Source organism: Brevibacillus humidisoli (genome assembly GCF_020923435.1).
Taxonomy (GTDB): Bacteria; Bacillota; Bacilli; order Brevibacillales; family Brevibacillaceae; genus Brevibacillus_E; species Brevibacillus_E humidisoli.
Genome location: NZ_CP087263.1, coordinates 717383 through 737886 on the forward strand (window position 1 = coordinate 717383; position 20504 = coordinate 737886).

15 protein-coding genes, 15 tRNA genes, 3 rRNA genes and 1 pseudogene are annotated in these 20504 nt (G+C 52.1%); 31 read left to right on the forward strand and 3 right to left on the reverse strand.

Annotated features, from left to right (window positions below):
* The first annotated feature begins 80 nt into the window (after nucleotides 1-80).
* The 5 genes from LOK74_RS03450 (at nucleotide 81) to LOK74_RS03470 (ending at nucleotide 3896) form a co-directional block, all read left to right on the forward strand.
* Nucleotides 81-386 (forward strand): PTS sugar transporter subunit IIB, encoded by a 306-nt coding sequence (locus tag LOK74_RS03450; RefSeq protein ID WP_230045226.1) that lies wholly within the window; start codon nucleotides 81-83, stop codon nucleotides 384-386.
* Nucleotides 387-398: 12 nt separating this feature from the next.
* Nucleotides 399-1757, forward strand: coding sequence for a PTS cellobiose transporter subunit IIC (celB, locus tag LOK74_RS03455; RefSeq protein WP_230045227.1), 1359 nt, complete (start codon nucleotides 399-401; stop codon nucleotides 1755-1757).
* 63 nt (nucleotides 1758-1820) lie between these two features.
* Nucleotides 1821-2147, forward strand: coding sequence for a PTS sugar transporter subunit IIA (locus LOK74_RS03460; protein WP_230045228.1), 327 nt, complete (start codon nucleotides 1821-1823; stop codon nucleotides 2145-2147).
* The gene (locus LOK74_RS03465) at nucleotides 2144-3466 is read left to right on the forward strand and encodes a 6-phospho-beta-glucosidase (RefSeq protein ID WP_230045229.1); all 1323 of its coding nucleotides are present in this window, start codon (nucleotides 2144-2146) and stop codon (nucleotides 3464-3466) included. The genes LOK74_RS03460 and LOK74_RS03465 overlap by 4 nt, the downstream gene beginning before the upstream one ends.
* A 160-nt stretch (nucleotides 3467-3626) precedes the next feature.
* Nucleotides 3627-3896, forward strand: a complete 270-nt coding sequence (locus LOK74_RS03470; protein WP_230045230.1) for an HPr family phosphocarrier protein — start codon at nucleotides 3627-3629, stop codon at nucleotides 3894-3896.
* A gap of 117 nt (nucleotides 3897-4013) precedes the next feature.
* Here LOK74_RS03470 and LOK74_RS03475 read toward each other — a convergent pair whose 3' ends face one another.
* A complete protein-coding gene (locus LOK74_RS03475) occupies nucleotides 4014-4535 on the reverse strand; it encodes a DUF84 family protein (RefSeq protein WP_230045231.1) in 522 nt (173 codons plus the stop codon).
* Between the two features lie 148 nt (nucleotides 4536-4683).
* Here LOK74_RS03475 and LOK74_RS03480 point away from each other — a divergent pair, with 148 nt between their 5' ends.
* Nucleotides 4684-5142 carry a GNAT family N-acetyltransferase gene (locus LOK74_RS03480; RefSeq protein WP_230045232.1) on the forward strand — a complete coding sequence of 153 codons (459 nt, stop codon included), beginning with the start codon at nucleotides 4684-4686 and terminating at the stop codon, nucleotides 5140-5142.
* A 69-nt stretch (nucleotides 5143-5211) separates the two neighbouring features.
* On the forward strand, nucleotides 5212-6087 hold the full coding sequence (gene dapF / locus LOK74_RS03485; protein ID WP_230045233.1) for a diaminopimelate epimerase: 876 nt from the start codon (nucleotides 5212-5214) through the stop codon (nucleotides 6085-6087).
* Between the two features lie 87 nt (nucleotides 6088-6174).
* On the opposite strand, the gene LOK74_RS03490 is transcribed toward dapF, so the two are convergent.
* Nucleotides 6175-7176: a LysM peptidoglycan-binding domain-containing protein gene (locus LOK74_RS03490; RefSeq protein ID WP_230045234.1), complete on the reverse strand. Its 1002-nt coding sequence runs from the start codon at nucleotides 7174-7176 to the stop codon at nucleotides 6175-6177.
* A 281-nt stretch (nucleotides 7177-7457) separates the two neighbouring features.
* The gene (locus tag LOK74_RS03495; protein ID WP_230045235.1) at nucleotides 7458-7610 is read right to left on the reverse strand and encodes a hypothetical protein; all 153 of its coding nucleotides are present in this window, start codon (nucleotides 7608-7610) and stop codon (nucleotides 7458-7460) included.
* Nucleotides 7611-7931: 321 nt separating this feature from the next.
* Between LOK74_RS03495 and LOK74_RS03500 the strand changes: the two genes are divergently transcribed.
* The 24 genes and pseudogenes from LOK74_RS03500 to LOK74_RS24025 all read left to right on the forward strand — a co-directional run bounded on the left by LOK74_RS03500 (nucleotide 7932) and on the right by LOK74_RS24025 (nucleotide 20455).
* Nucleotides 7932-9077: a cysteine desulfurase family protein gene (locus LOK74_RS03500; protein WP_230045236.1), complete on the forward strand. Its 1146-nt coding sequence runs from the start codon at nucleotides 7932-7934 to the stop codon at nucleotides 9075-9077.
* A gap of 12 nt (nucleotides 9078-9089) precedes the next feature.
* Nucleotides 9090-10289 (forward strand): tRNA uracil 4-sulfurtransferase ThiI, encoded by a 1200-nt coding sequence (gene thiI, locus LOK74_RS03505; protein ID WP_230045237.1) that lies wholly within the window; start codon nucleotides 9090-9092, stop codon nucleotides 10287-10289.
* 27 nt (nucleotides 10290-10316) lie between these two features.
* Nucleotides 10317-11093, forward strand: a complete 777-nt coding sequence (locus LOK74_RS03510) for a fumarylacetoacetate hydrolase family protein (RefSeq protein ID WP_230045238.1) — start codon at nucleotides 10317-10319, stop codon at nucleotides 11091-11093.
* Nucleotides 11094-11500: 407 nt separating this feature from the next.
* A 16S ribosomal RNA gene (locus LOK74_RS03515) occupies nucleotides 11501-13050 on the forward strand.
* Between the two features lie 184 nt (nucleotides 13051-13234).
* Nucleotides 13235-13351: ribosomal RNA gene (gene rrf / locus LOK74_RS03520) — 5S ribosomal RNA — on the forward strand.
* Nucleotides 13352-13590: 239 nt separating this feature from the next.
* A 23S ribosomal RNA gene (locus LOK74_RS03525) occupies nucleotides 13591-16651 on the forward strand.
* Together the 16S, 23S and 5S rRNA genes with 15 tRNA genes alongside form the textbook arrangement of a ribosomal RNA operon.
* A gap of 92 nt (nucleotides 16652-16743) precedes the next feature.
* Nucleotides 16744-16818 (forward strand) — tRNA-Asn (locus LOK74_RS03530).
* A gap of 1 nt (nucleotide 16819) precedes the next feature.
* Nucleotides 16820-16895: transfer RNA gene (locus LOK74_RS03535), tRNA-Thr, on the forward strand.
* Between the two features lie 16 nt (nucleotides 16896-16911).
* Nucleotides 16912-16988 (forward strand) — tRNA-Glu (locus LOK74_RS03540).
* Nucleotides 16989-16993: 5 nt separating this feature from the next.
* A tRNA-Val gene (locus LOK74_RS03545) sits at nucleotides 16994-17069 on the forward strand.
* Nucleotides 17070-17085: 16 nt separating this feature from the next.
* A tRNA-Met gene (locus LOK74_RS03550) sits at nucleotides 17086-17162 on the forward strand.
* Between the two features lie 103 nt (nucleotides 17163-17265).
* A tRNA-Asp gene (locus LOK74_RS03555) sits at nucleotides 17266-17342 on the forward strand.
* 93 nt (nucleotides 17343-17435) lie between these two features.
* Nucleotides 17436-17511 (forward strand) — tRNA-Thr (locus tag LOK74_RS03560).
* Nucleotides 17512-17535: 24 nt separating this feature from the next.
* Nucleotides 17536-17620: transfer RNA gene (locus LOK74_RS03565), tRNA-Tyr, on the forward strand.
* 7 nt (nucleotides 17621-17627) lie between these two features.
* A tRNA-Lys gene (locus tag LOK74_RS03570) sits at nucleotides 17628-17703 on the forward strand.
* Between the two features lie 19 nt (nucleotides 17704-17722).
* A tRNA-Leu gene (locus tag LOK74_RS03575) sits at nucleotides 17723-17809 on the forward strand.
* Nucleotides 17810-17828: 19 nt separating this feature from the next.
* Nucleotides 17829-17904: transfer RNA gene (locus tag LOK74_RS03580), tRNA-Gly, on the forward strand.
* 18 nt (nucleotides 17905-17922) lie between these two features.
* Nucleotides 17923-17999: transfer RNA gene (locus LOK74_RS03585), tRNA-Arg, on the forward strand.
* 25 nt (nucleotides 18000-18024) lie between these two features.
* Nucleotides 18025-18101 (forward strand) — tRNA-Pro (locus tag LOK74_RS03590).
* Between the two features lie 5 nt (nucleotides 18102-18106).
* Nucleotides 18107-18195 (forward strand) — tRNA-Leu (locus LOK74_RS03595).
* A 21-nt stretch (nucleotides 18196-18216) separates the two neighbouring features.
* Nucleotides 18217-18290, forward strand: a tRNA-Gly gene (locus LOK74_RS03600).
* Nucleotides 18291-18565: 275 nt separating this feature from the next.
* Nucleotides 18566-19418 (forward strand): annotated as a pseudogene (locus tag LOK74_RS03605) (helix-turn-helix domain-containing protein).
* Nucleotides 19419-19490: 72 nt separating this feature from the next.
* Entirely contained in the window at nucleotides 19491-20225 is a 735-nt protein-coding gene (locus LOK74_RS24020; RefSeq protein WP_255679490.1) for an ABC transporter substrate-binding protein, read from the forward strand.
* Between the two features lie 14 nt (nucleotides 20226-20239).
* A complete protein-coding gene (locus LOK74_RS24025) occupies nucleotides 20240-20455 on the forward strand; it encodes a substrate-binding domain-containing protein (protein ID WP_255679491.1) in 216 nt (71 codons plus the stop codon).
* Nucleotides 20456-20504 lie beyond the last annotated feature (49 nt).

Here is a 20504-nt window from a genome sequence, read left to right on the forward strand (position 1 = left end):
TGTAAGCGCATTCATTATGCAGTGTTTTGGCATAGGAGTTGCTTCTATACCAGTACAGATCATGCGAAAGGAGGGCGATGATGAATATTTTGCTTTGTTGTTCTGCGGGAATGTCGACCAGTCTGCTCGTACAGCGAATGGAAGAGGCTGCCCGCGAAAGAGGGATGCAGGGGAGAATCTGGGCCGTTTCCGCTGAAGAGGTGATGAACAATCTCGATCAAGCAGAGGTCGTACTGCTGGGCCCGCAGGTTCGTTACAAACTGCCTCAACTGAAAAAGGAGGGGGAGGCAAAAGGCATTCCGGTAGATGTGATCAGTCCGCTGGATTACGGTACGTTGAATGGGAAAAATGTATTGGAGTTTGCGCTGCGTCTAGCAAATAAATAGAGGAGGCTGTTTATGGGGGGATTTATCTCTTTTCTGGAAAGACGGGTAATGCCGGTAGCGGGCCGCGTAGCCGAACAGAAACATCTGCAGGCGATTCGCGACGGGATTATCCTGGTCATGCCGCTGTTGATTATCGGCTCTCTTTTTCTGATTATCGGGTTTCTTCCTATCCCTGGTTACGACGAATTCATGGCGAATACCTTTGGTGACCAATGGAGAACCAAGCTGTTGTACCCGGTCAATGCCACATTTGATATCATGGCCTTGATTGTTGGATTTGGCGTTGCCTATCGGTTGGCAGAAAAGTACAAGGTGGATCCCCTGTCGGCAGGTGCGATCGCAGTTGCCGCTTTTCTGCTGGCAACACCCAACTGGATCATGTTTACCCCGGAAGGAGCAACGGCCGCCACGCAAATCGACGGCGTCATCCCGCGAACGCTGATGGGAAGCCAGGGTTTGTTCGTATCAATGTTGATAGCGGTTCTGTCAACAGAGATCTACAGAAAAATCATACAGAAGAATATCGTTTTCCGCATGCCAGACGGTGTGCCGCCAGCTGTTTCCCGTTCGTTTGTAGCCTTGATCCCTGCTTTTGTGATTCTGCTGGCCACTTGGCTGCTGCGGATTTTGATTGAGAACACCTCTTTTGAGAGCATACACAATATTGTATCTACCGTCCTGGCTGCACCGTTGAACGCGTTGGGCGGCACACTGATCGGCGGGATTGTGGCTGTGCTTGTGGTGCACATCCTCTGGGCGGTGGGGATACACGGCGCGGCGATTGTTGACGGTGTGTTGGGAGCCGTCTGGCTTACCTTGATGGACCAGAACCGCGTTGTTTTCCAGCAAAATCCTGCGGCCGAGCTGCCGAACATCATCACCAAGCAGTTTTTTGATATGTGGATCTACGCTGGTGGTTCCGGAGCGACCCTGGCCCTGGTCATCCTGATGCTCCTGCGGGCCCGCAGTCAGCAGATGAAGAGCACGGGGCGGCTTTCCATCGGTCCCGGACTGTTCAACATCAACGAGCCCGTGATCTTTGGCATGCCGATTGTGATGAATCCGCTGCTGATTATTCCTTTTATTTTGTGTCCGTTCGTACTGGTGATCATCAGTTATTTTGCCATGTCATGGGGATTAGTAGCCAAACCCAGCGGGGTGTCGGTTCCGTGGACCACTCCACCGATCATCAGCGGATATCTGGCTACTGGTGGAAAGATCTCAGGCAGTATTCTGCAAATCGTCAATATTTTCATATCACTGCTGATCTACTACCCATTCTTCCGGTTGTGGGATAAACAGAAGTGGCTGGAAGAACAGGGGAACCTCACAGCGCAAAATGTCGGCAAAGACAGCACAGCCCAGATGTAACGTCAGCAGGAATCAGATGCAATACGTTTTGTTATTCAACACGTTGGATGGGTGGAGATAGAAATGAACGATTCAGAAGCGGTAATGAAATTAATCCTGCATGGGGGCAACGCAAGGAGTTTGGCGATGGAAGCGATCGCTCATGCCAAGCGTGGGGAGATCGCTGCAGCCAGGACGGCACTGTCGGAAGCGGCAGAAGAACTGCATCACGCGCATCAACTGCAGACCTCGCTGATTCAAGCGGAAGCATCGGGAGAAAAGACAGAGATTACGATGCTGCTGATCCATGCCCAGGATCACCTGATGAATGCGATGACGGTGAAGGACTTGGCAGTCGAGTTTGTCGATTTGTATGAGAGAATGCGTGCAAGCAAGGGAGTGGAAGCGTGAGAGGCTTGAAAGTTGTTACGATTGGCGGCGGTTCCAGCTATACCCCTGAATTGATCGAAGGGTTCATCAAGCGTTACGATGAGATGCCAATCCGCGAGTTGTGGCTGGTTGACATACCGGCCGGACAGGAGAAACAAAAAATTGTCGGCGCTTTGGCCAAACGGATGGTGCAGAAGGCAGGGGTGCCGATGGAGATCCACCTCACCTTGGACAGAAGAGAAGCGTTGCCGGGCGCTGACTTTGTGACTACGCAGATGCGGATTGGTTTGCTCGATGCTCGCGCCAAGGATGAACGGATCCCGCTCAAATACGGCGTGATCGGACAGGAGACGAACGGACCGGGTGGATTGTTTAAAGGATTGCGGACGATTCCGGTGATTATGGAGATCTGCCGCGATATGGAAGAGCTTTGTCCTGATGCCTGGCTGATCAATTTTACCAATCCGGCCGGTATGGTGACAGAAGCGGTATTGCGGTACAGCCGCATGCAAAAAGTGGTCGGTCTTTGCAATGTGCCGATTGGCATGAAGATGGGCGTTGCCGAGTTGTTGGGAGTGGATCAGCACCGTGTCCACATCGACTTCGCCGGACTCAATCACATGGTATTCGGTCTGAATGTCTATGTGGACGGCAAAAAGGCAACCGACACCCTGCTGGATAAACTCTCTTCAGGGGAGTCAGGCATCACGATGCAAAATATTGTGGATCTGGGATGGGAAAAGGATTTTATCAAGGCTTTAGGCATTCTCCCGTGTCCGTACCATCGCTACTATTATCAAACCGAGACCATGCTGAAGCACGAGCTGGAGGCCGCCGAGAAAGAAGGAACGCGTGCGGAAGTAGTGCAACGAGTGGAGGAAGAGTTGTTTGAGTTGTACAAAGATCCTCACCTGGACCACAAGCCGGCGCAGTTGGAACTTCGCGGAGGAGCGTATTACAGCGATGCGGCGTGCAGCCTGATTCACTCCATCTACACGGACAAACGTGACGTTCAGCCGGTCAACGTGCGAAATAACGGAGCGATTGCCGGTATACCACACGACTCGGCTGTCGAAGTGAACTGCCTCATCACTAGGGACGGACCGGTTCCGCTTGCGGTAGGTGAACTCCCCGTTGCGGTACGCGGTCTCGTCCAGCAGATCAAATCGTTCGAACGGCTGGCGGCGGAAGCTGCGGTGACGGGAGATTATCACAAGGCACTGCTGGCGATGACGATTAACCCGCTGGTGCCGTCAGATAAGATCGCCAAACAAATCCTCGACGAGATGCTGGAAGCTCACAAAGAGCATTTGCCTCAGTTTTTTAAAGCATCTTCGTGAGCACGGCTAATCCATGATTATCGAAGAACGAGTACGTTCAGCGTGTAGACAAAGCCCCGGTACAGGCGGAGAGCAGCTCTTTTCCGGGAGGAGCAACTTTTGTCAACCAGCCTATCGGAGCCAGTTTCGCGTTTTGTCTGCCACAGAGAGGAGGAGAGAGATGGTTAGCTTCACCGTAAAAGTAAATGCACACGGTGGCTTGCACGCCCGGCCTGCTTCCATCCTGGTAAACAGAAGCAATCAATTCAAGTCGTCCATTACGATCATCAAGAACGGCAAACAGGCAGACAGTAAAAGTATCATCAACGTGATGGCGTTGGCAGCAAGAGTGGGTGATGATGTGACGATTGAAGTGAGCGGTGAGGACGAACAGCAAGCCGCTTCAGCCTTGCGTGAACTGTTTGAAACAAACTTTGCCGTACAGGGTTAGGTAGCTGGTCCACGCCTGTGTCCTCTGTGATAAGCTTGCAATCACAGCTCTGTGGGATCCGATCAAACATGCTCCCGCAGAGCTGTCACTCTCCCTATGGACCTTTTTCCCTCATCGTTACCGTCTCGCGTACACCTCTGATCGCAGCGGTGTCAATGCGGCAATCACGGCCTGGCAGAATACCTCTGCACGGGTGATCCGTCCGCCTGTGAACATCCCGTACGCGCCTTCCTTCTGGTTGCTTCCCTCTGTTTCCCCCAGTTCGTCGATGATGGTGCCCAGTTCAATGTTTTCGCGGCTAACCCTTTCTCCCACCCAGTTAGGAATCGGAAAATACAAGCCTTTGCCCAGACAGAGCCGCTCACCGTCCCAGGCGGCACAGACGGAGAACAGATACCACTGCTGGGTGAAACGAGCGTCAAAGGTAAGACCACCTTCCAGCCCCAGTCCGACATCTGCGTCCGGCATCCGATCCAAAGCGTGTTTGGCTCGGTTTATCGCTCCCTGAATCGTCTCCTCCTCCGATAGCGGTTGGTCTGCCACGCCTGAAGGTACAGACAGGCAGACGGGTTCTGTATCCGTGGCTAGAACGACTGCTTTTCGTTTGGCCTGGTTAGTTGTGCCCAGTGCAATCTTCATTCGTTGTTCTCCTTTCACGGAAGTTGGCTGTCAAACAGTATATCATGTCGCGTCTCTCTACGCCTGTCCGTTTGCCAATCACCTATCCAATCGGCTGAGAAATGGTGGTAGAATGAGTAAAAAAAGATGGACAGGAGGAGAGAGTACCGTGCACGACCGAGAGAAGCAGACAATCAGGGTGGAGTCGGCTCGTGAGACTGACCTGCCACAGCTTGTTTCCTTGATGCAGGGCTATCTGCAGTTTTATGGCAGACAGCATGGAGATGAGGAGGTATACCAGCATGCCGCCTATTTGCTGGATCATCCGCAGGAAGGAATCCAGTTTATCGTCTGGCTTGATGATGAGCCGGTAGGATTTGCTACCCTTTATTTTACGCTCAGCACACTTGGTTTACGGCGTTCTGCGATCTTAAACGACATATACGTCGCAGAGCAGGCTAGAGGCGGCGGAGCGGCAGAGGAGCTGTTTCGTCACTGCCTTGCTTACGTCCGGTCCAACGGATACGCTGGTATGGAATGGGCGACGGCTAAGGATAATTCCCGTGCCCAGCGCTTCTATGATAAGATGGAGGCAAAGACCGGGGAATGGCTGCACTACACCATCTGACTCAGGGGCCAGACAGATTTCCGCCCATACCCGGGTTACAGGAAACCGTGAAAAGGAGAACCGCAGCAGATGAAGTTTACGAAAATGCACGGGTTGGGTAACGATTATGTCTACGTAAACTGCTTTGCAGAGCCGCTTGCAGGCGTTGATTTGCCGGAGCTGGCTCGCAGAGTGAGTGATCGAAACTTTGGTATCGGTGGCGACGGGCTGATTCTGATCATGCCGTCTGAGCGCGCCGACTTTCAGATGAGGGTTTTCAATAATGATGGAAGCGAAGCGAAGAACTGCGGCAATGGGCTGCGCTGTGTCAGCAAGTTTGTCTATGATCATGGATTGACGGACCGCGAGCGTTTTACCGTGGAGACGCTAGGCGGGATTGTCTCACCAGAAGTGACGGTGGGAACGGACGGAAAAGTGGAGTTGATCACGATTGACATGGGGGAACCGCGGCTCGATCCTGGTGCCATCCCGCTGCAGCTGACAGAGGGAGGAAGACAAGCCGTCGTCAATCAGCCGATTGATGTGGACGGCCGAACGTTTCAGATGACGGCCGTCTCCATGGGCAACCCGCATGCCGTCCTGATCGAGGAGACGGTATCTGACGAGGATGTGCTGCGCTACGGTCCGCTGATCGAGTCACACCAATGGTTTCCGGAACGGACGAACGTGGAATTTATACAGGTATTGAATAACCAGGAAATTCTGTTTCGTGTGTGGGAGCGGGGCAGTGGAGTTACACTGGCCTGCGGCACTGGAGCATGTGCTGCCGTCGTCGCAGCAGTTTTGAATGGAAAAACGGATCGTCACGTCACGGTCCATTTGGCCGGTGGGGATCTGCTGATCGAATGGCGGGACGCTGACAACCATGTCTACATGACAGGCCCTGCTACAGAAGTCTTTAGCGGTCAATACCTGGGGGAGATCCCGTACCTAGACCGGGGATGAACAGACATCTCCTCCGCTACCCAACATTTGTGTGGGAAGCGTTTTTCTTTTCGAGAACGTCAGTTTTAGAGCATTAACTTGAGAGCATCAGCGCCCAGCAGCTGTTCGCACTGCGGCCTGGTGCCGCTCGTCAACCTGCCAGTCTTTATGACGCAGGCTGTTTAAGAAGTGAATGTCGAAGTGGCCGGGGAAGTTATTGTCCGTGATGTGCTGGACACTATGCGGCATCGAGGTCATCGAGGCCGCCAACTGCCGTCCATTTATCTCTACGATAACCGGACGTGCAACCCAGGAAAAGTTTCCACCCCAGATCTGTTTGATCACCTCCGTATCAGAAGCGGTTAATGGCTCCGTGTCAGCGTGGCCAGCGCCTATCGTACGCTTCACTTTAAACTGTCGCTTTGTTTCAAAATCGGTGACCGTAGCCACTGCATTGATCGGAAAGAGGTACTGGGCAGCTTGAAACCAATCCAGATACTCTCCATATGTACTGCCTGGAGTCTGGGTTACAGGAATATGGTGGACTGGTATTTTCACGACTTGTCCGATGCTCAGGTATTGGGATTCGTCCATCTTGTTCGCCTGCAAAAACTCGTCCATTGGGATACCATGTGCCAGTGAGATCGTCCACGGGGTATCTCCCTGTTTAACAGTGTAGTTTTGCAGTTCTACCCACGGCTTGTCCGGCTCTTCTGCTGCCGGGGGTGCAGTGGCCGTCTCGATAGGAATCAGCAGTTTTTGTCCCACTTCGAGCCAGTCCGGAGACGTGAGATTGCTCGCCTCTATGATCGCACGAGTAGATACGCCATACGCAGCTGCTATTTTCCAAAGCACATCCCCACTCTGTACTGTGTAAGTCCTCGATTGAGGAGGGACAAACAGTTGGCTGCCGGAATAGATCATATCTGAAGTCAGATGATTGGAAATTTTTAGTTGTTCAACCGTGACGTGATGGCGCTGACCAATCAAATAAAGACTGTCACCGGGCTGAACCGTGATGGTTTCGGCAAAAGCAGCTGTGGACGGAAACAATAAGGTTCCTGCCAATACTGCCTGCAGCGGCAGCTTCCAAAAGTTGAATCTGCTCATAACCTACCTCCTAGCTGTATGTTCGTTGTTGCGGCGGTTAGCATTATTGTACAAGGAGGAGAATCCTACATTCATTGGATAAATGGTGCCAGTCACACCATGATTGACCAGTCAGAGTTGACGCATAGGACTCAGGGGCTGAGAAGGTCCCTCTGGGGTCACACAAAAGGGTGAGCCAGCCGTTGGAAGGACATAAAAAAAGGTCATCTGCATGACTTCATGCCGACAACCTTCCAAACATGTAAACGAAAATAAGTGAATAGTCCCGGTTTTGTTATGATCTATCGATTGTACACTTCGGTCAGAAATACGTCGGTGTCAATCCGCTCGAACCCTTCGTTCTTTCGCTTCATTTTTTCCAGTTCAGAACGCAGCCGTTTCAATTCGGCCTCCATTTGTTTCATCTGTTCCAGCATGGCTACGCTTGCTGTCATGGGGTCCCTCTCCTTCCATTCCCATAATATTGTTCTAAATTTATTGACTATTCTAACAAGGGGCGAAAGGGAAGTAAAGACGCATTTTCGACTGTAAGCGCTTCCGTTTGTAAACATCGTGTGAACACATAATCTGCCAATCGTCTGCGCGGGCATCAGCTCTATGCCAAGGGAGTGTGGCCATGTCGATCCGGTTACACTAGAGCTGTAAGCCTCGCTTGTAGCGCCTTTAACGATGCTTGAGCATTTGAAACTAGAATCATCCTGATCGATCAGGTATGATGGTGGAAGATATTTGATCCGCTAGGCAGGTGTCTTTTTGTGATTTATCTGGACAACAGTGCTACGACGAAACCGTACCCGGAAGTGGTTGAGGTAGTGGGGAAGGTAATGGAGACCTATTATGGGAACCCCTCCTCATTACACCAAAGAGGAGTAGAAGCAGAGCAGGTGATGAAGCAGGCACGTCAGATTGCGGCAAAAGCGCTGCTGGTGAAGCCGGGCGAGATCTACTTCACTTCCGGCGGAACGGAGAGCAACAATACAGCAATTAAAGGAGTCGCCATGGAGTATCGTGGCAGAGGGAAGCATATCATCACGACCCAGATTGAGCACCCTGCTGTCTATGATGTCTGCGGCCAATTGGAACAGTTTGGATATGATGTCACCTACTTGCCGGCTGATGCTGATGGCAGGATTTCAGTTGAGGATTTGAAGCAGGCTGTCCGTCCTGATACGATACTGGTTTCCGTGATGCATGTGAATAATGAATTAGGCACGGTGCAGCCAATCGAAGAGATCGGTGCCTATCTGAAACAATTTCCGAAAATCGTCTTTCATGTAGACGCGGTACAGAGCTTCGGAAAAGTACCTTTTCTCATCAACCAATGGGGAATTGATCTGCTTAGCATCTCTGCGCACAAGTTCCATGGTCCGCGGGGCGTAGGTATTCTCTTCAAACGAGAGGGTTTGAAGATTCAACCGCTGTTGATCGGGGGCGGACAAGAAGCGGGAGTCCGTTCCGGTACAGAAAACCTGGCGGCCATCGCAGGGATGGCCAAGGCGATACGAATCATGGAAGAGAAGAGGGAGAAAGCAGCTGCCCTGTACACGGAGATGACGACTCGCCTGCGCAAGGGGATTGAGTCGATTCCCGGCTGTATCATCAATACGCCCGCAGCAAACACCGCACCCCACATCCTCAACTTTTCTGTGCCGGGTGTAAAGGCAGAAGTATTGCTTCACACACTTGAAGAAGCAGGCTTTCTCGTCTCTACCCGCTCTGCCTGTTCGTCCAAGTTGAATGAACCGAGTCGGGTGCTGATGGCCACCGGTATGGGCCGCGAACGTGCGTTGTCTGCCATCCGGTTAAGTGTCGGAGCCGATAATAGACCGGAAGAGATGGATCAGTTTGTAGAAGTGCTGCGCGACGCGGTGCAGCGGCTCCGTCCCTATATGAACGTGTAAAGGATGACCGATATGACTTACGATGTGATTATGATCCGTTATGGAGAACTAGCGTTGAAAGGACGCAACCGCGACATCTTTGAAGAGACGTTGATGCGGAGTGTAAAGGAAGTGCTGCGACCTTTTGAACAAGCAAAAGTGCGCCGCAGCTATGGCAGGATGTATGTCGAACTGAACGGGGAAGACGCTGATGGAATCATCGAGCGTCTGCAGCGCGTTTTCGGCATAATCTCGATCAGTCCAACCAAACGTGTAGAAGCGACAGAAGAGGCGATCAAGGAGGGAGCGCTTGAACTGATTCGCTCGATGACTCCGGCACCGGCCACGTTCAGGGTCGTGACGCGGCGGGCGGATAAACGATTCCCCCACTCGTCCATGGACGTAAGCCGAATGATCGGTACCCATATTTTGCGCAATGTAGCAGGGATCAAGGTTGATCTCCATCACCCGGAAGCGGTGGTTCAGATCGAAATCCGGGCAGAAGGCACATTTCTCAGTAGCCAAACCGTGCCGGGTGCGGGTGGACTTCCTGTCGGTGCCAGCGGCAAGGTGCTGCTGCTGCTCTCAGGTGGAATTGACAGTCCGGTCGCTGGCTGGATGATGATGAAACGGGGCGTTACGTTGGAAGCGATTCATTTCCACAGTCCTCCGTTCACCAGTGAACGCTCGCTGCAAAAAGTACGTGATTTGGCCCATAAACTGGTTGCTTGGGGTGGCAACATCCGCCTGCACGTGGTGCCGTTTACAGATATTCAGACTGCAATCCGTAATTCTTGCCCGGAAGATTATCTGATTACGATTATGCGCCGATTTATGATGCGGATCGCCCAGCGGATTGCTGGCGACAACAAAGCTTTGGCACTTGCTACAGGAGAGAGTTTGGGACAGGTTGCATCACAAACCTTGGAGAGCATGAATACGATCACCAGTGTTGTCAATATTCCGATCCTCCGACCGCTGGTCAGCATGGACAAGGTGGAAATCATGAATATCGCCCGGAAGATCGATACCTATGAATTGTCGATCCTGCCTTTTGAAGATTGCTGTACTATTTTTACGCCGAAAAACCCGGTAACGCGTCCAAAGCCGGAACAGGCTGCCCGCTTTGAACGACGGCTTGATGTTGAGGCGCTAGTGGACAGTGCAGTAGAGCGTACAGAAGTAGAGGAGATCACCACCACATCGCTTGAAGCGGGAGCAGAACTGTTTTAGGCCGGTTGGTTACGGGAGGGGAAACAGATGATCATTCGTTATGAGCGAAATGGAAAAGTGAAACACGGTTGGCAGGTGGCAAATGAAAAGAAAGTACGAGTGATCGAGGGAGACATCTACAAACAGGACGAGCGTAAACCTGTGATGACGGGATTGGAACTGCCGATCGATGAGTTGCGGCTACTTGCTCCCTGCACGCCCAGTAAAGTGGTTTGCATTGGCGTAAACTACAAGGATCACGCGATTGAAATGGGCAAAGAACTGCCTGCTGAACCGTTGATGTTCATAAAGCCGTCAACAACCGTGGTCGGACCGGGAGAGGCAATCGTCTATCCCTCTCTGACAGAAAACCTTCATTATGAGGGAGAATTGGCCGTCGTGATCAAAAAGACGGCCACACGGATCAGAGCAGATGAAGCCGAAGATTATATTTTGGGCTTCACTTGTGCGATAGATGTGACTGCTCGCGACTTGCAGCAGCGAGACGGACAATGGACACGAGCAAAAAGCTTTGATACGTTTTGTCCGTTGGGACCGGCTATTGCGCCCAAACTGGATTACAACAATCTGCGGATCGTGACAAAAGTGAATGGGGAGGTTCGGCAGGATTCGAACACCAAGCAAATGGTGTTCAAAGTGCCGGAACTGTTGGAAGCAATCACGGCAGTGATGACCTTGCTGCCGGGCGATGTCGTGTTGACTGGAACCCCTTCGGGAGTAGGCCAACTTCACCCAGGGGACGAGATTTCCGTGACGATTGAAGGGATCGGTACCATCACCAATCGCGTTGTCACAGAATCATGAGACGGTTTAGAGACCTCCACTGCAGCGGAGGTCTCCTTTTCTCTTTACCAGGCAATCTGAAGAAAGATTTGTACGGTTGTTCAAGCTGAAAGGCAGCATTCGCTTACGGTTGAATAACTGGATTATTTTGCTTGAAAAAAACTCTTGACCACTGCTTGCAAGCTTTGTTATATTATTTCTCGTTGCTCCTATTCGGTCGGTACAGAACCCGGCTAACGCAGGTGCAACGGAGTGAAAAATTACCACTTGATAAGATCGGTTTGTTGTGATAGACTTCTAAGAGTCGCTACTTTGCAAGACACAATGGCGAGAACAAATCGAACATGCTCTTTGAAAACTGAACAGCGAAGCGTTTATATGAAGCCTAAGCAAATGCTTTTGAACCGAGATCAATTTCTTTCTTATTTTTAATGGAGAGTTTGATCCTGGCTCAGGACGAACGCTGGCGGCGTGCCTAATACATGCAAGTCGAGCGGGGCGATCGGGAGCTTGCTCCTGAGAGCCTAGCGGCGGACGGGTGAGTAACACGTAGGCAACCTGCCCGTAAGATCGGGATAACATAGGGAAACTTATGCTAATACCGGATAGGGTTGTCTCCCGCATGGGAGAGAACGGAAAGGTGGCGCAAGCTACCCCTTACGGATGGGCCTGCGGCGCATTAGCTAGTTGGTGGGGTAACGGCCTACCAAGGCGACGATGCGTAGCCGACCTGAGAGGGTGACCGGCCACACTGGGACTGAGACACGGCCCAGACTCCTACGGGAGGCAGCAGTAGGGAATTTTCCACAATGGGCGAAAGCCTGATGGAGCAACGCCGCGTGAACGAAGAAGGCCTTCGGGTTGTAAAGTTCTGTTGTCAGAGACGAAACCGTACCGTTTGAACAAGGCGGTACCTTGACGGTACCTGACGAGGAAGCCACGGCTAACTACGTGCCAGCAGCCGCGGTAATACGTAGGTGGCAAGCGTTGTCCGGAATTATTGGGCGTAAAGCGCGCGCAGGCGGCCAGGTAAGTCTGGTGTGAAAGGCCGGGGCTCAACCCCGGTGTGCATTGGAAACTGTCTGGCTTGAGTGCAGGAGAGGAAAGCGGTATTCCACGTGTAGCGGTGAAATGCGTAGAGATGTGGAGGAACACCAGTGGCGAAGGCGGCTTTCTGGCCTGTAACTGACGCTGAGGCGCGAAAGCGTGGGGAGCAAACAGGATTAGATACCCTGGTAGTCCACGCCGTAAACGATGAGTGCTAGGTGTTGGGGGTTTCGATACCCTCAGTGCCGCAGCTAACGCAATAAGCACTCCGCCTGGGGAGTACGGTCGCAAGACTGAAACTCAAAGGAATTGACGGGGGCCCGCACAAGCGGTGGAGCATGTGGTTTAATTCGAAGCAACGCGAAGAACCTTACCAGGTCTTGACATCCCGCTGATCCCTCCAGAGATGGAGGTTCCCTTCGGGGCAGCGGTGACAGGTGGTGCATGGTTGTCGTCAGCTCGTGTCGTGAGATGTTGGGTTAAGTCCCGCAACGAGCGCAACCCTTATCTTTAGTTGCCAGCATTCAGTTGGGCACTCTAGAGAGACTGCCGTCGACAAGACGGAGGAAGGCGGGGATGACGTCAAATCATCATGCCCCTTATGACCTGGGCCACACACGTGCTACAATGGCTGGTACAACGGGACGCGAACCCGCGAGGGCAAGCCAATCTCTGAAAACCAGTCTCAGTTCGGATTGCAGGCTGCAACTCGCCTGCATGAAGTCGGAATCGCTAGTAATCGCGGATCAGCATGCCGCGGTGAATACGTTCCCGGGCCTTGTACACACCGCCCGTCACACCACGAGAGTTTGCAACACCCGAAGTCGGTGAGGTAACCGCAAGGGGCCAGCCGCCGAAGGTGGGGCAGATGATTGGGGTGAAGTCGTAACAAGGTATCCGTACCGGAAGGTGCGGATGGATCACCTCCTTTCTATGGAGCTTTCGGCTACAAACGTTTTCGCTGTTCAGTTTTGAGGGAGCATTTCCTTCAACTTCCACTTGCCTCTCTGAGGCAGACGTGGTAAAGTAAATATCCTGTCTCGAAAGACACAGGAAGGCCTGCTAAAGGCGCCACATCCTGTGGCAATGCAGGCACTAGCACATCCTGTGCGTCGTCTGGTGGCGATGGCGGAGGGGACACACCCGTTCCCATGCCGAACACGGCCGTTAAGCCCTCCAGCGCCGATGGTACTTGCCCCGAAGGGGGCCGGGAGAGTAGGACGCTGCCAGGCGGTTTGACCTCTTGTGAGGTTGGACTCTTAGATATTGTCGTACCTTGAAAACTGGATAACGAGTATAGACAAGGAATGCAAGACGTGGCATGTCCCACGACATGACACGAAAAACGTGTGGTTTCGTCTGCTAAAAGCGCCAACGTCCTGTTGGGTCGGCTAGAGACGTCCCGTCCATGGGACTACGCCGACACTAGCACGTCCTGTGCGTCGCAACGCAGACATAATCACATCCGTGTGGTTAAGTTACTAAGGGCACACGGTGGATGCCTTGGCGCTAGGAGCCGAAGAAGGACGCAGCGAACTGCGATAAGCCTCGGGGAGCGGTAAGCACGCTTTGATCCGGGGATCTCCGAATGGGGCAACCCACCATCCGTAATGGGATGGTATCCGTCACTGAATCCATAGGTGGCGAGAAGGCAGACCCGGTGAACTGAAACATCTAAGTAGCCGGAGGAGAAGAAAACAAGAGTGATTCCCCTAGTAGTGGCGAGCGAACGGGGAAGAGCCTAAACCGCAAGGTTATCCTTGCGGGGTTGTGGGGCGTCTCACGTGGAGTTACAAAAGACGCGCGTAGGTGAACCATCTGGAAAGGTGGACCAGAGAGCGTGACAGTCGCGTAACCCAAACGCGCGTCTCTCCGAGACGGACCCCGAGTAGCGCGGGACACGGGAAATCCCGCGTGAATCTGGCAGGACCATCTGCTAAGGCTAAATACTCCCTAGCGACCGATAGTGAACCAGTACCGTGAGGGAAAGGTGAAAAGCACCCCGGGAGGGGAGTGAAACAGAACCTGAAACCGTGTGCTTACAAATAGTCGGAGCACGATCAATGTGTGACGGCGTGCCTTTTGTAGAATGAACCGGCGAGTTACGGTAGCGTGCAAGGTTAAGTCGAAGAGACGGAGCCGCAGCGAAAGCGAGTCTGAACAGGGCGCAAGTACGTTGCCGTAGACCCGAAACCGTGTGATCTAGCCATGTCCAGGGTGAAGGTAGGGTAACACCTACTGGAGGCCCGAACCCACGCACGTTGAAAAGTGCGGGGATGAGGTGTGGCTAGCGGTGAAATTCCAATCGAACTCGGAGATAGCTGGTTCTCCCCGAAATAGCTTTAGGGCTAGCCTCGGATGGGACCCCGCCGAACACGAGCGTAAGCTTGGGTTCGGTGGGTCCAGTGAGAGTCTTGGAGGTAGAGCACTGATTGGGCTAGGGGCCCTCATCGGGTTACCGAACTCAGTCAAACTCCGAATGCCAATGACTTATGTCCGGGAGTCAGACGATGAGTGCTAAGATCCATCGTCAAGAGGGAAACAGCCCAGACCATCAGCTAAGGTCCCCAAGTGTACGTTAAGTGGGAAACGATGTGGAGTTGCCCAGACAACCAGGATGTTGGCTTAGAAGCAGCCACCATTTAAAGAGTGCGTAATAGCTCACTGGTCGAGTGACTCTGCGCGGAAAATGTAACGGGGCTAAACGTACCACCGAAGCTATGGCAGTCCGTACGGACTGGGTAGGGGAGCGTTCCAAGCAGCGGTGAAGCCGTACCGGAAGGAGCGGTGGAGCGCTTGGAAGTGAGAATGCCGGTGTAAGTAGCGAAAAGACAAGTGAGAATCTTGTCCACCGAAAGCCTAAGGGTTCCTGGGGAAGGCTCGTCCTCCCAGGGTTAGTCGGGACCTAAGCTGAGGCCGAAAGGCGTAGGCGATGGACAACAGGTTGATATTCCTGTACCACCTTTGTTCCGTTTGAGCGAGGGCGTGACGCAGGAGGATAGGGTGAGCGGCCTACTGGATGGCCGTCCAAGCAGCAAGTGTGGTATGCAGGCAAATCCGCATACCATCCAGCACAAGCTGTGATGGCGAGGGAAATACAAGTACCGAAGTCCCTGATTTCACACTGCCAAGAAAAGCGTCTAGTGAGGAACAAGGTGCCCGTACCGCAAACCGACACAGGTAGGCGAGGAGAGAATCCTAAGGTGCGCGGGATAACTCTTGCTAAGGAACTCGGCAAAATGGCCCCGTAACTTCGGGAGAAGGGGCGCCCCGGTAGGGTGAGGGTCCCCGCCTGACACGAGCGTAAGCTTGTGTCAGGTGGGCTGAGCCCGAGGGGGCCGCAGTGAAAAGGCCCAAGCGACTGTTTAGCAAAAACACAGGTCTCTGCGAAGCCGCAAGGCGAAGTATAGGGGCTGACGCCTGCCCGGTGCTGGAAGGTTAAGGGGATGAGTTAGCTTCTGGGCCCCGCCGAACGCGAGCGTAAGCTTGTGTTCGGTGGGTAGAAGCGAAGCTTTGAACCGAAGCCCCAGTAAACGGCGGCCGTAACTATAACGGTCCTAAGGTAGCGAAATTCCTTGTCGGGTAAGTTCCGACCCGCACGAAAGGCGTAACGACTTGGGCGCTGTCTCGGCAAGAGACCCGGTGAAATCATAATACCTGTGAAGATGCAGGTTACCCGCGACAAGACGGAAAGACCCCATGGAGCTTTACTGTAGCCTGGTATTGGAACTTTGTGCATCATGTACAGCATAGGTGGGAGCCTGAGAATCCGGTGCGCCAGCATCGGGGGAGGCGCCGTTGGGATACCACCCTTGATGTACGGAGTTTCTAACTCGGCACCCTGATCGGGTGCGAGGACCATGCCAGGTGGGCAGTTTGACTGGGGCGGTCGCCTCCCAAAAGGTAACGGAGGCGCCCAAAGGTTCCCTCAGAATGGTTGGAAATCATTCGTAGAGTGTAAAGGCACAAGGGAGCTTGACTGCGAGACCTACAAGTCGAGCAGGGACGAAAGTCGGGCTTAGTGATCCGGTGGTTCCGCATGGAAGGGCCATCGCTCAACGGATAAAAGCTACCCTGGGGATAACAGGCTTATCTCCCCCAAGAGTCCACATCGACGGGGAGGTTTGGCACCTCGATGTCGGCTCATCGCATCCTGGGGCTGTAGTAGGTCCCAAGGGTTGGGCTGTTCGCCCATTAAAGCGGTACGCGAGCTGGGTTCAGAACGTCGTGAGACAGTTCGGTCCCTATCTGTCGCGGGCGCAGGAAGTTTGAGGAGAGCTGTCCTTAGTACGAGAGGACCGGGATGGACGCACCGCTGGTGCACCAGTTGTCACGCCAGTGGCACAGCTGGGTAGCTATGTGCGGACGGGATAAGCGCTGAAAGCATCTAAGCGTGAAGCCCCCTCCAAGATGAGACTTCCCACAGCGCAAGCTGGTAAGACCCCTCAGAGACGATGAGGTTGATAGGTTCGATGTGGAAGCGCGGCAACGCGTGGAGCTGACGAATACTAATCGGTCGAGGACTTATCCACACTTTCTTTTCCTTGTTCTATACTTCTGTTATCCGGTTTTGAAGGTGTGACTGGCACAGGCATCATCGCCTGCTCGTGGCACCTCATACTGTTCCTCAGTAGCTCAATGGTGGAGCAACCGGCTGTTAACCGGTAGGTTGGCGGTTCGAGTCCGTCCTGAGGAGCCATGCTCCTGTAGCTCAGTCGGTAGAGCGTTTCCATGGTAAGGAAGAGGTCGCAGGTTCGATTCCTGTCGGGAGCACCATTATTCCTTTTCTTACGGCCCGTTGGTGAAGCGGTTTAACACAGCAGCCTTTCACGCTGTCATGCAGGGGTTCGAATCCCCTACGGGTCACCATGTATGGAGGCTTAGCTCAGCTGGGAGAGCATCTGCCTTACAAGCAGAGGGTCGGCGGTTCGATCCCGTCAGCCTCCACCACTTATCAGGTAATCGGCGCGGGATGGAGCAGTTCGGTAGCTCGTCGGGCTCATAACCCGAAGGTCGCAGGTTCAAATCCTGCTCCCGCAACCAAATATCACCTTTACTACGTTGAATATCCTTTAGTGCTAAGGTGAGACAGTAATACCCGGTAGGGTGCAACCTAAATATCCTGAATGATTGAATAAAAACATATGGAGCTGTGGTGAAGTTGGAGTTCACGCCGGTCTGTCACACCGGAGGCCGCGGGTTCGAGTCCCGTCAGCTCCGCCATTTTCTTCAAATGACGGGTCTCTTATCCGTACCGGATTTACCTTAAAAGTTCTTTCCAAATCAAATGAACATAAACAAAAAGCTTGGTATCTAGCCGGTGTAGCTCAATTGGTAGAGCACCTGACTTGTAATCAGGGGGTTGTGGGTTCGATTCCTATCGCCGGCACCACGATGTGAATAAAGGAATAAAGATGGGGAGATAGCGAAGTGGCTAAACGCGGCAGACTGTAAATCTGCTCCCTCTGGGTTCGGCGGTTCGAATCCGTCTCTCCCCACCATTGCTTTGAGCCATTAGCTCAGTTGGTAGAGCATCTGACTTTTAATCAGAGGGTCGAAGGTTCGAGTCCTTCATGGCTCACCATTACTCCCAAATCAGATATGCGGTCATGGCGGAATTGGCAGACGCGCTAGATTCAGGTTCTAGTGGTGGCAACACCGTGGAGGTTCAAGTCCTCTTGACCGCACCATCATTTCCATTTCAGAAATGCGGACATAGCTCAGCTGGTAGAGCGTCGCCTTGCCAAGGCGAAGGCCGCGGGTTCGAGCCCCGTTGTCCGCTCCATTTTCATTTGATTCCGATGTGCCCTTAGCTCAGCTGGATAGAGCGTTTGACTACGAATCAAAAGGTCGGGAGTTCGAATCTCTCAGGGCACGCCATTTTATTTAAATCCATCATTGCAAACGGGAAGTAGCTCAGCTTGGTAGAGTACTTGGCTTGGGACCAAGGGGTCGCAGGTTCAAATCCTGTCTTCCCGACCATTTTTGCCGGGGTGGCGGAATTGGCAGACGCACGGGACTTAAAATCCCGCGGTAGGTGACTACCGTACCGGTTCAAGTCCGGTCCTCGGCACCAAAAAGATGCTTCCGTAAATATGCGGGTGTAGTTCAATGGTAGAACTCCAGCCTTCCAAGCTGGATGCGTGGGTTCGATTCCCATCACCCGCTCCATAACTATAAAAGCAGAGGTAGAGGCGATTAATTCGCACTCTACCTTATTTATTGTGCATTGACGTGCAGCAATCCTTCGGGACCACTGCACGATTTTTTTGTTTGAAAATGTCCGCATTCAAAAAAAATACGACAACGTTCATATCGATATTGATTATCAATATCGATATGGGTATGATGAAAGTATGCGTCTGCTTGCTCTATCAGTGCGATTGTTCGTCGGGGAGAGGATCAGATCAACGAATGAACTAGTAAGCAAGTGGGAGGTATGGACAATGCAGATCGATATTAACAAGCTTGCGGAGCATTTTGCGCATACCTCTTTTCGCGTGGAACAAGTCTGTCGCTTTGTGCGTGATCCGGGAATTGCGCTGTGATGGCTACACCGAACCTTTCCCTGGCTTTGTATTTCCATTAAGAGGAAATGCTGAGTTTGTTTTCAATGGGACGCCTTATACGCTTGCTCCGGGATATGTGGTGCACGGCGGTGCACATATGCAATTGGATAGACGAGTCATAGGCAATACCAGATGGGAGTACCTGCTTGTGCTGTATCGTATTTGCGCTCCCGAGCCGACAGGATTTTGCCTGCCCAAGACGCATTTCCAGCTTGCACTGGGGCAAAGCCCTCGCCTGACGGAGCTGCTTGAACTATTGTGGCGGTTGTCCCGCCAGCCGGGTGGGATTCCCGCATTTCAGACAGAAACGCTCTTCCGTTGTGCACTGGAGGAATTGTTCGTCTGTGTCCGCAACCAAAGCAATGACAGTGAGCAAGCTTTATTCGAGCAAATATCGAAATATATCCACGAGCATTATATGGACTCGCTGACCGTACGTGCTTTAGCGGAACAAAATGATATCAATGAAAACAGGTTATTCTATGTTTTCAAGAAGTACGCAGGTATGGGACCCGGCAAATATCTGATGGCATACCGTCTTAATCGGGCGAAGGATTGCTTGGTGGCTACCGACGCGCCGATAGGTGAGGTGGCCAAAAGTGTCGGTTATACCGACGCATTCTATTTCAGCCGTATATTTAAAAAACAGTTTGGCGTCTCCCCTGGCGAATTCCGGGGGAGATTCAGGAATAATCCATATGGATTTCAGGATGGCTTCATTCATACATAAGATAAGTTTTGCTAAACTAGCTTTAGCCAAGATAGTCAAGGCAAAATGGAAGGCCATATCGGAGGAGTCAGAATGAAAAGATTTATTGGACTGATCATCTCAATCGCACTTTTGATAGGTATTTTGGCCGGATGTGCTGGAGTGCCCAACAGCCCATCTCCCGTAACGAAGGCAAGCCAACCCGAAGAAAACGATCTGGAAACGGAGAAATGGCCGAGAACGTATGCAGATGTTCTTGGTCGTGAGATCGTATTAGAAAAGAAACCTGAGAGAGTAGCTCTCCTATTCTTCCGTAATTTTGAGCATCTGTTTTTACTGGACGAATCCCCTATAGCGGCTACGGATATGAACGTACTTGATGAATGGGTGTCTTTGGCTCCGTACAAGGATAACGATATTGCGGATCTCGGATCAATAACCAATCCCAATGTGGAAATCAATCCAGATTTAATTATCATGGTTTCGAGTCGGTTTGGGGACTACGGCGAAAAACTGGAGAAAATAGCCCCTGTTATTACCGTGGATAGCAATGAAAACAATTGGCAAGGTGCGATACGAGATTATGGAAAAATCTTTGGAAAAGAGCAAAAGGCTGAGGATGAAATTGCGCGAATTGAAGCATTGATTGCAGATTCAAGAGAGAAATTAAAGGAATACGGCGACAAAACTTTTGGAGTTATTATGCTGGGAGATAAGCAATTTTGGGCCTTTACAACACAGTTTGTTTTCAACAAAGAAAACGGTCTTGGCCTACAGCCACCAAGCAAAATGTGGACATGTCAACAAAAGGGGAGCAGATTTCGTTAGAGGGTCTGGCAGCGATGAACCCTGATTACATGTTTGTTGCTGATATAGGCGGATCGTCTAAAAACGTAGATAAATACCTGAAAAATATGGAGAGTGATTCTGTATGGAATTCTCTTGACGCAATAAGGAATGGGCGTATGTACGCTTTGGACAGTTCGATTGCGGCTGGCGGACCGTTGGGAATTGAGCTAGGAGTAAAAACCATCATGGAAAACATTCTAGTCCAATAGAGCGAGCCGCTGATTGTAATCGTTGCGCCGGGTATGCGAGTGTTCGTCA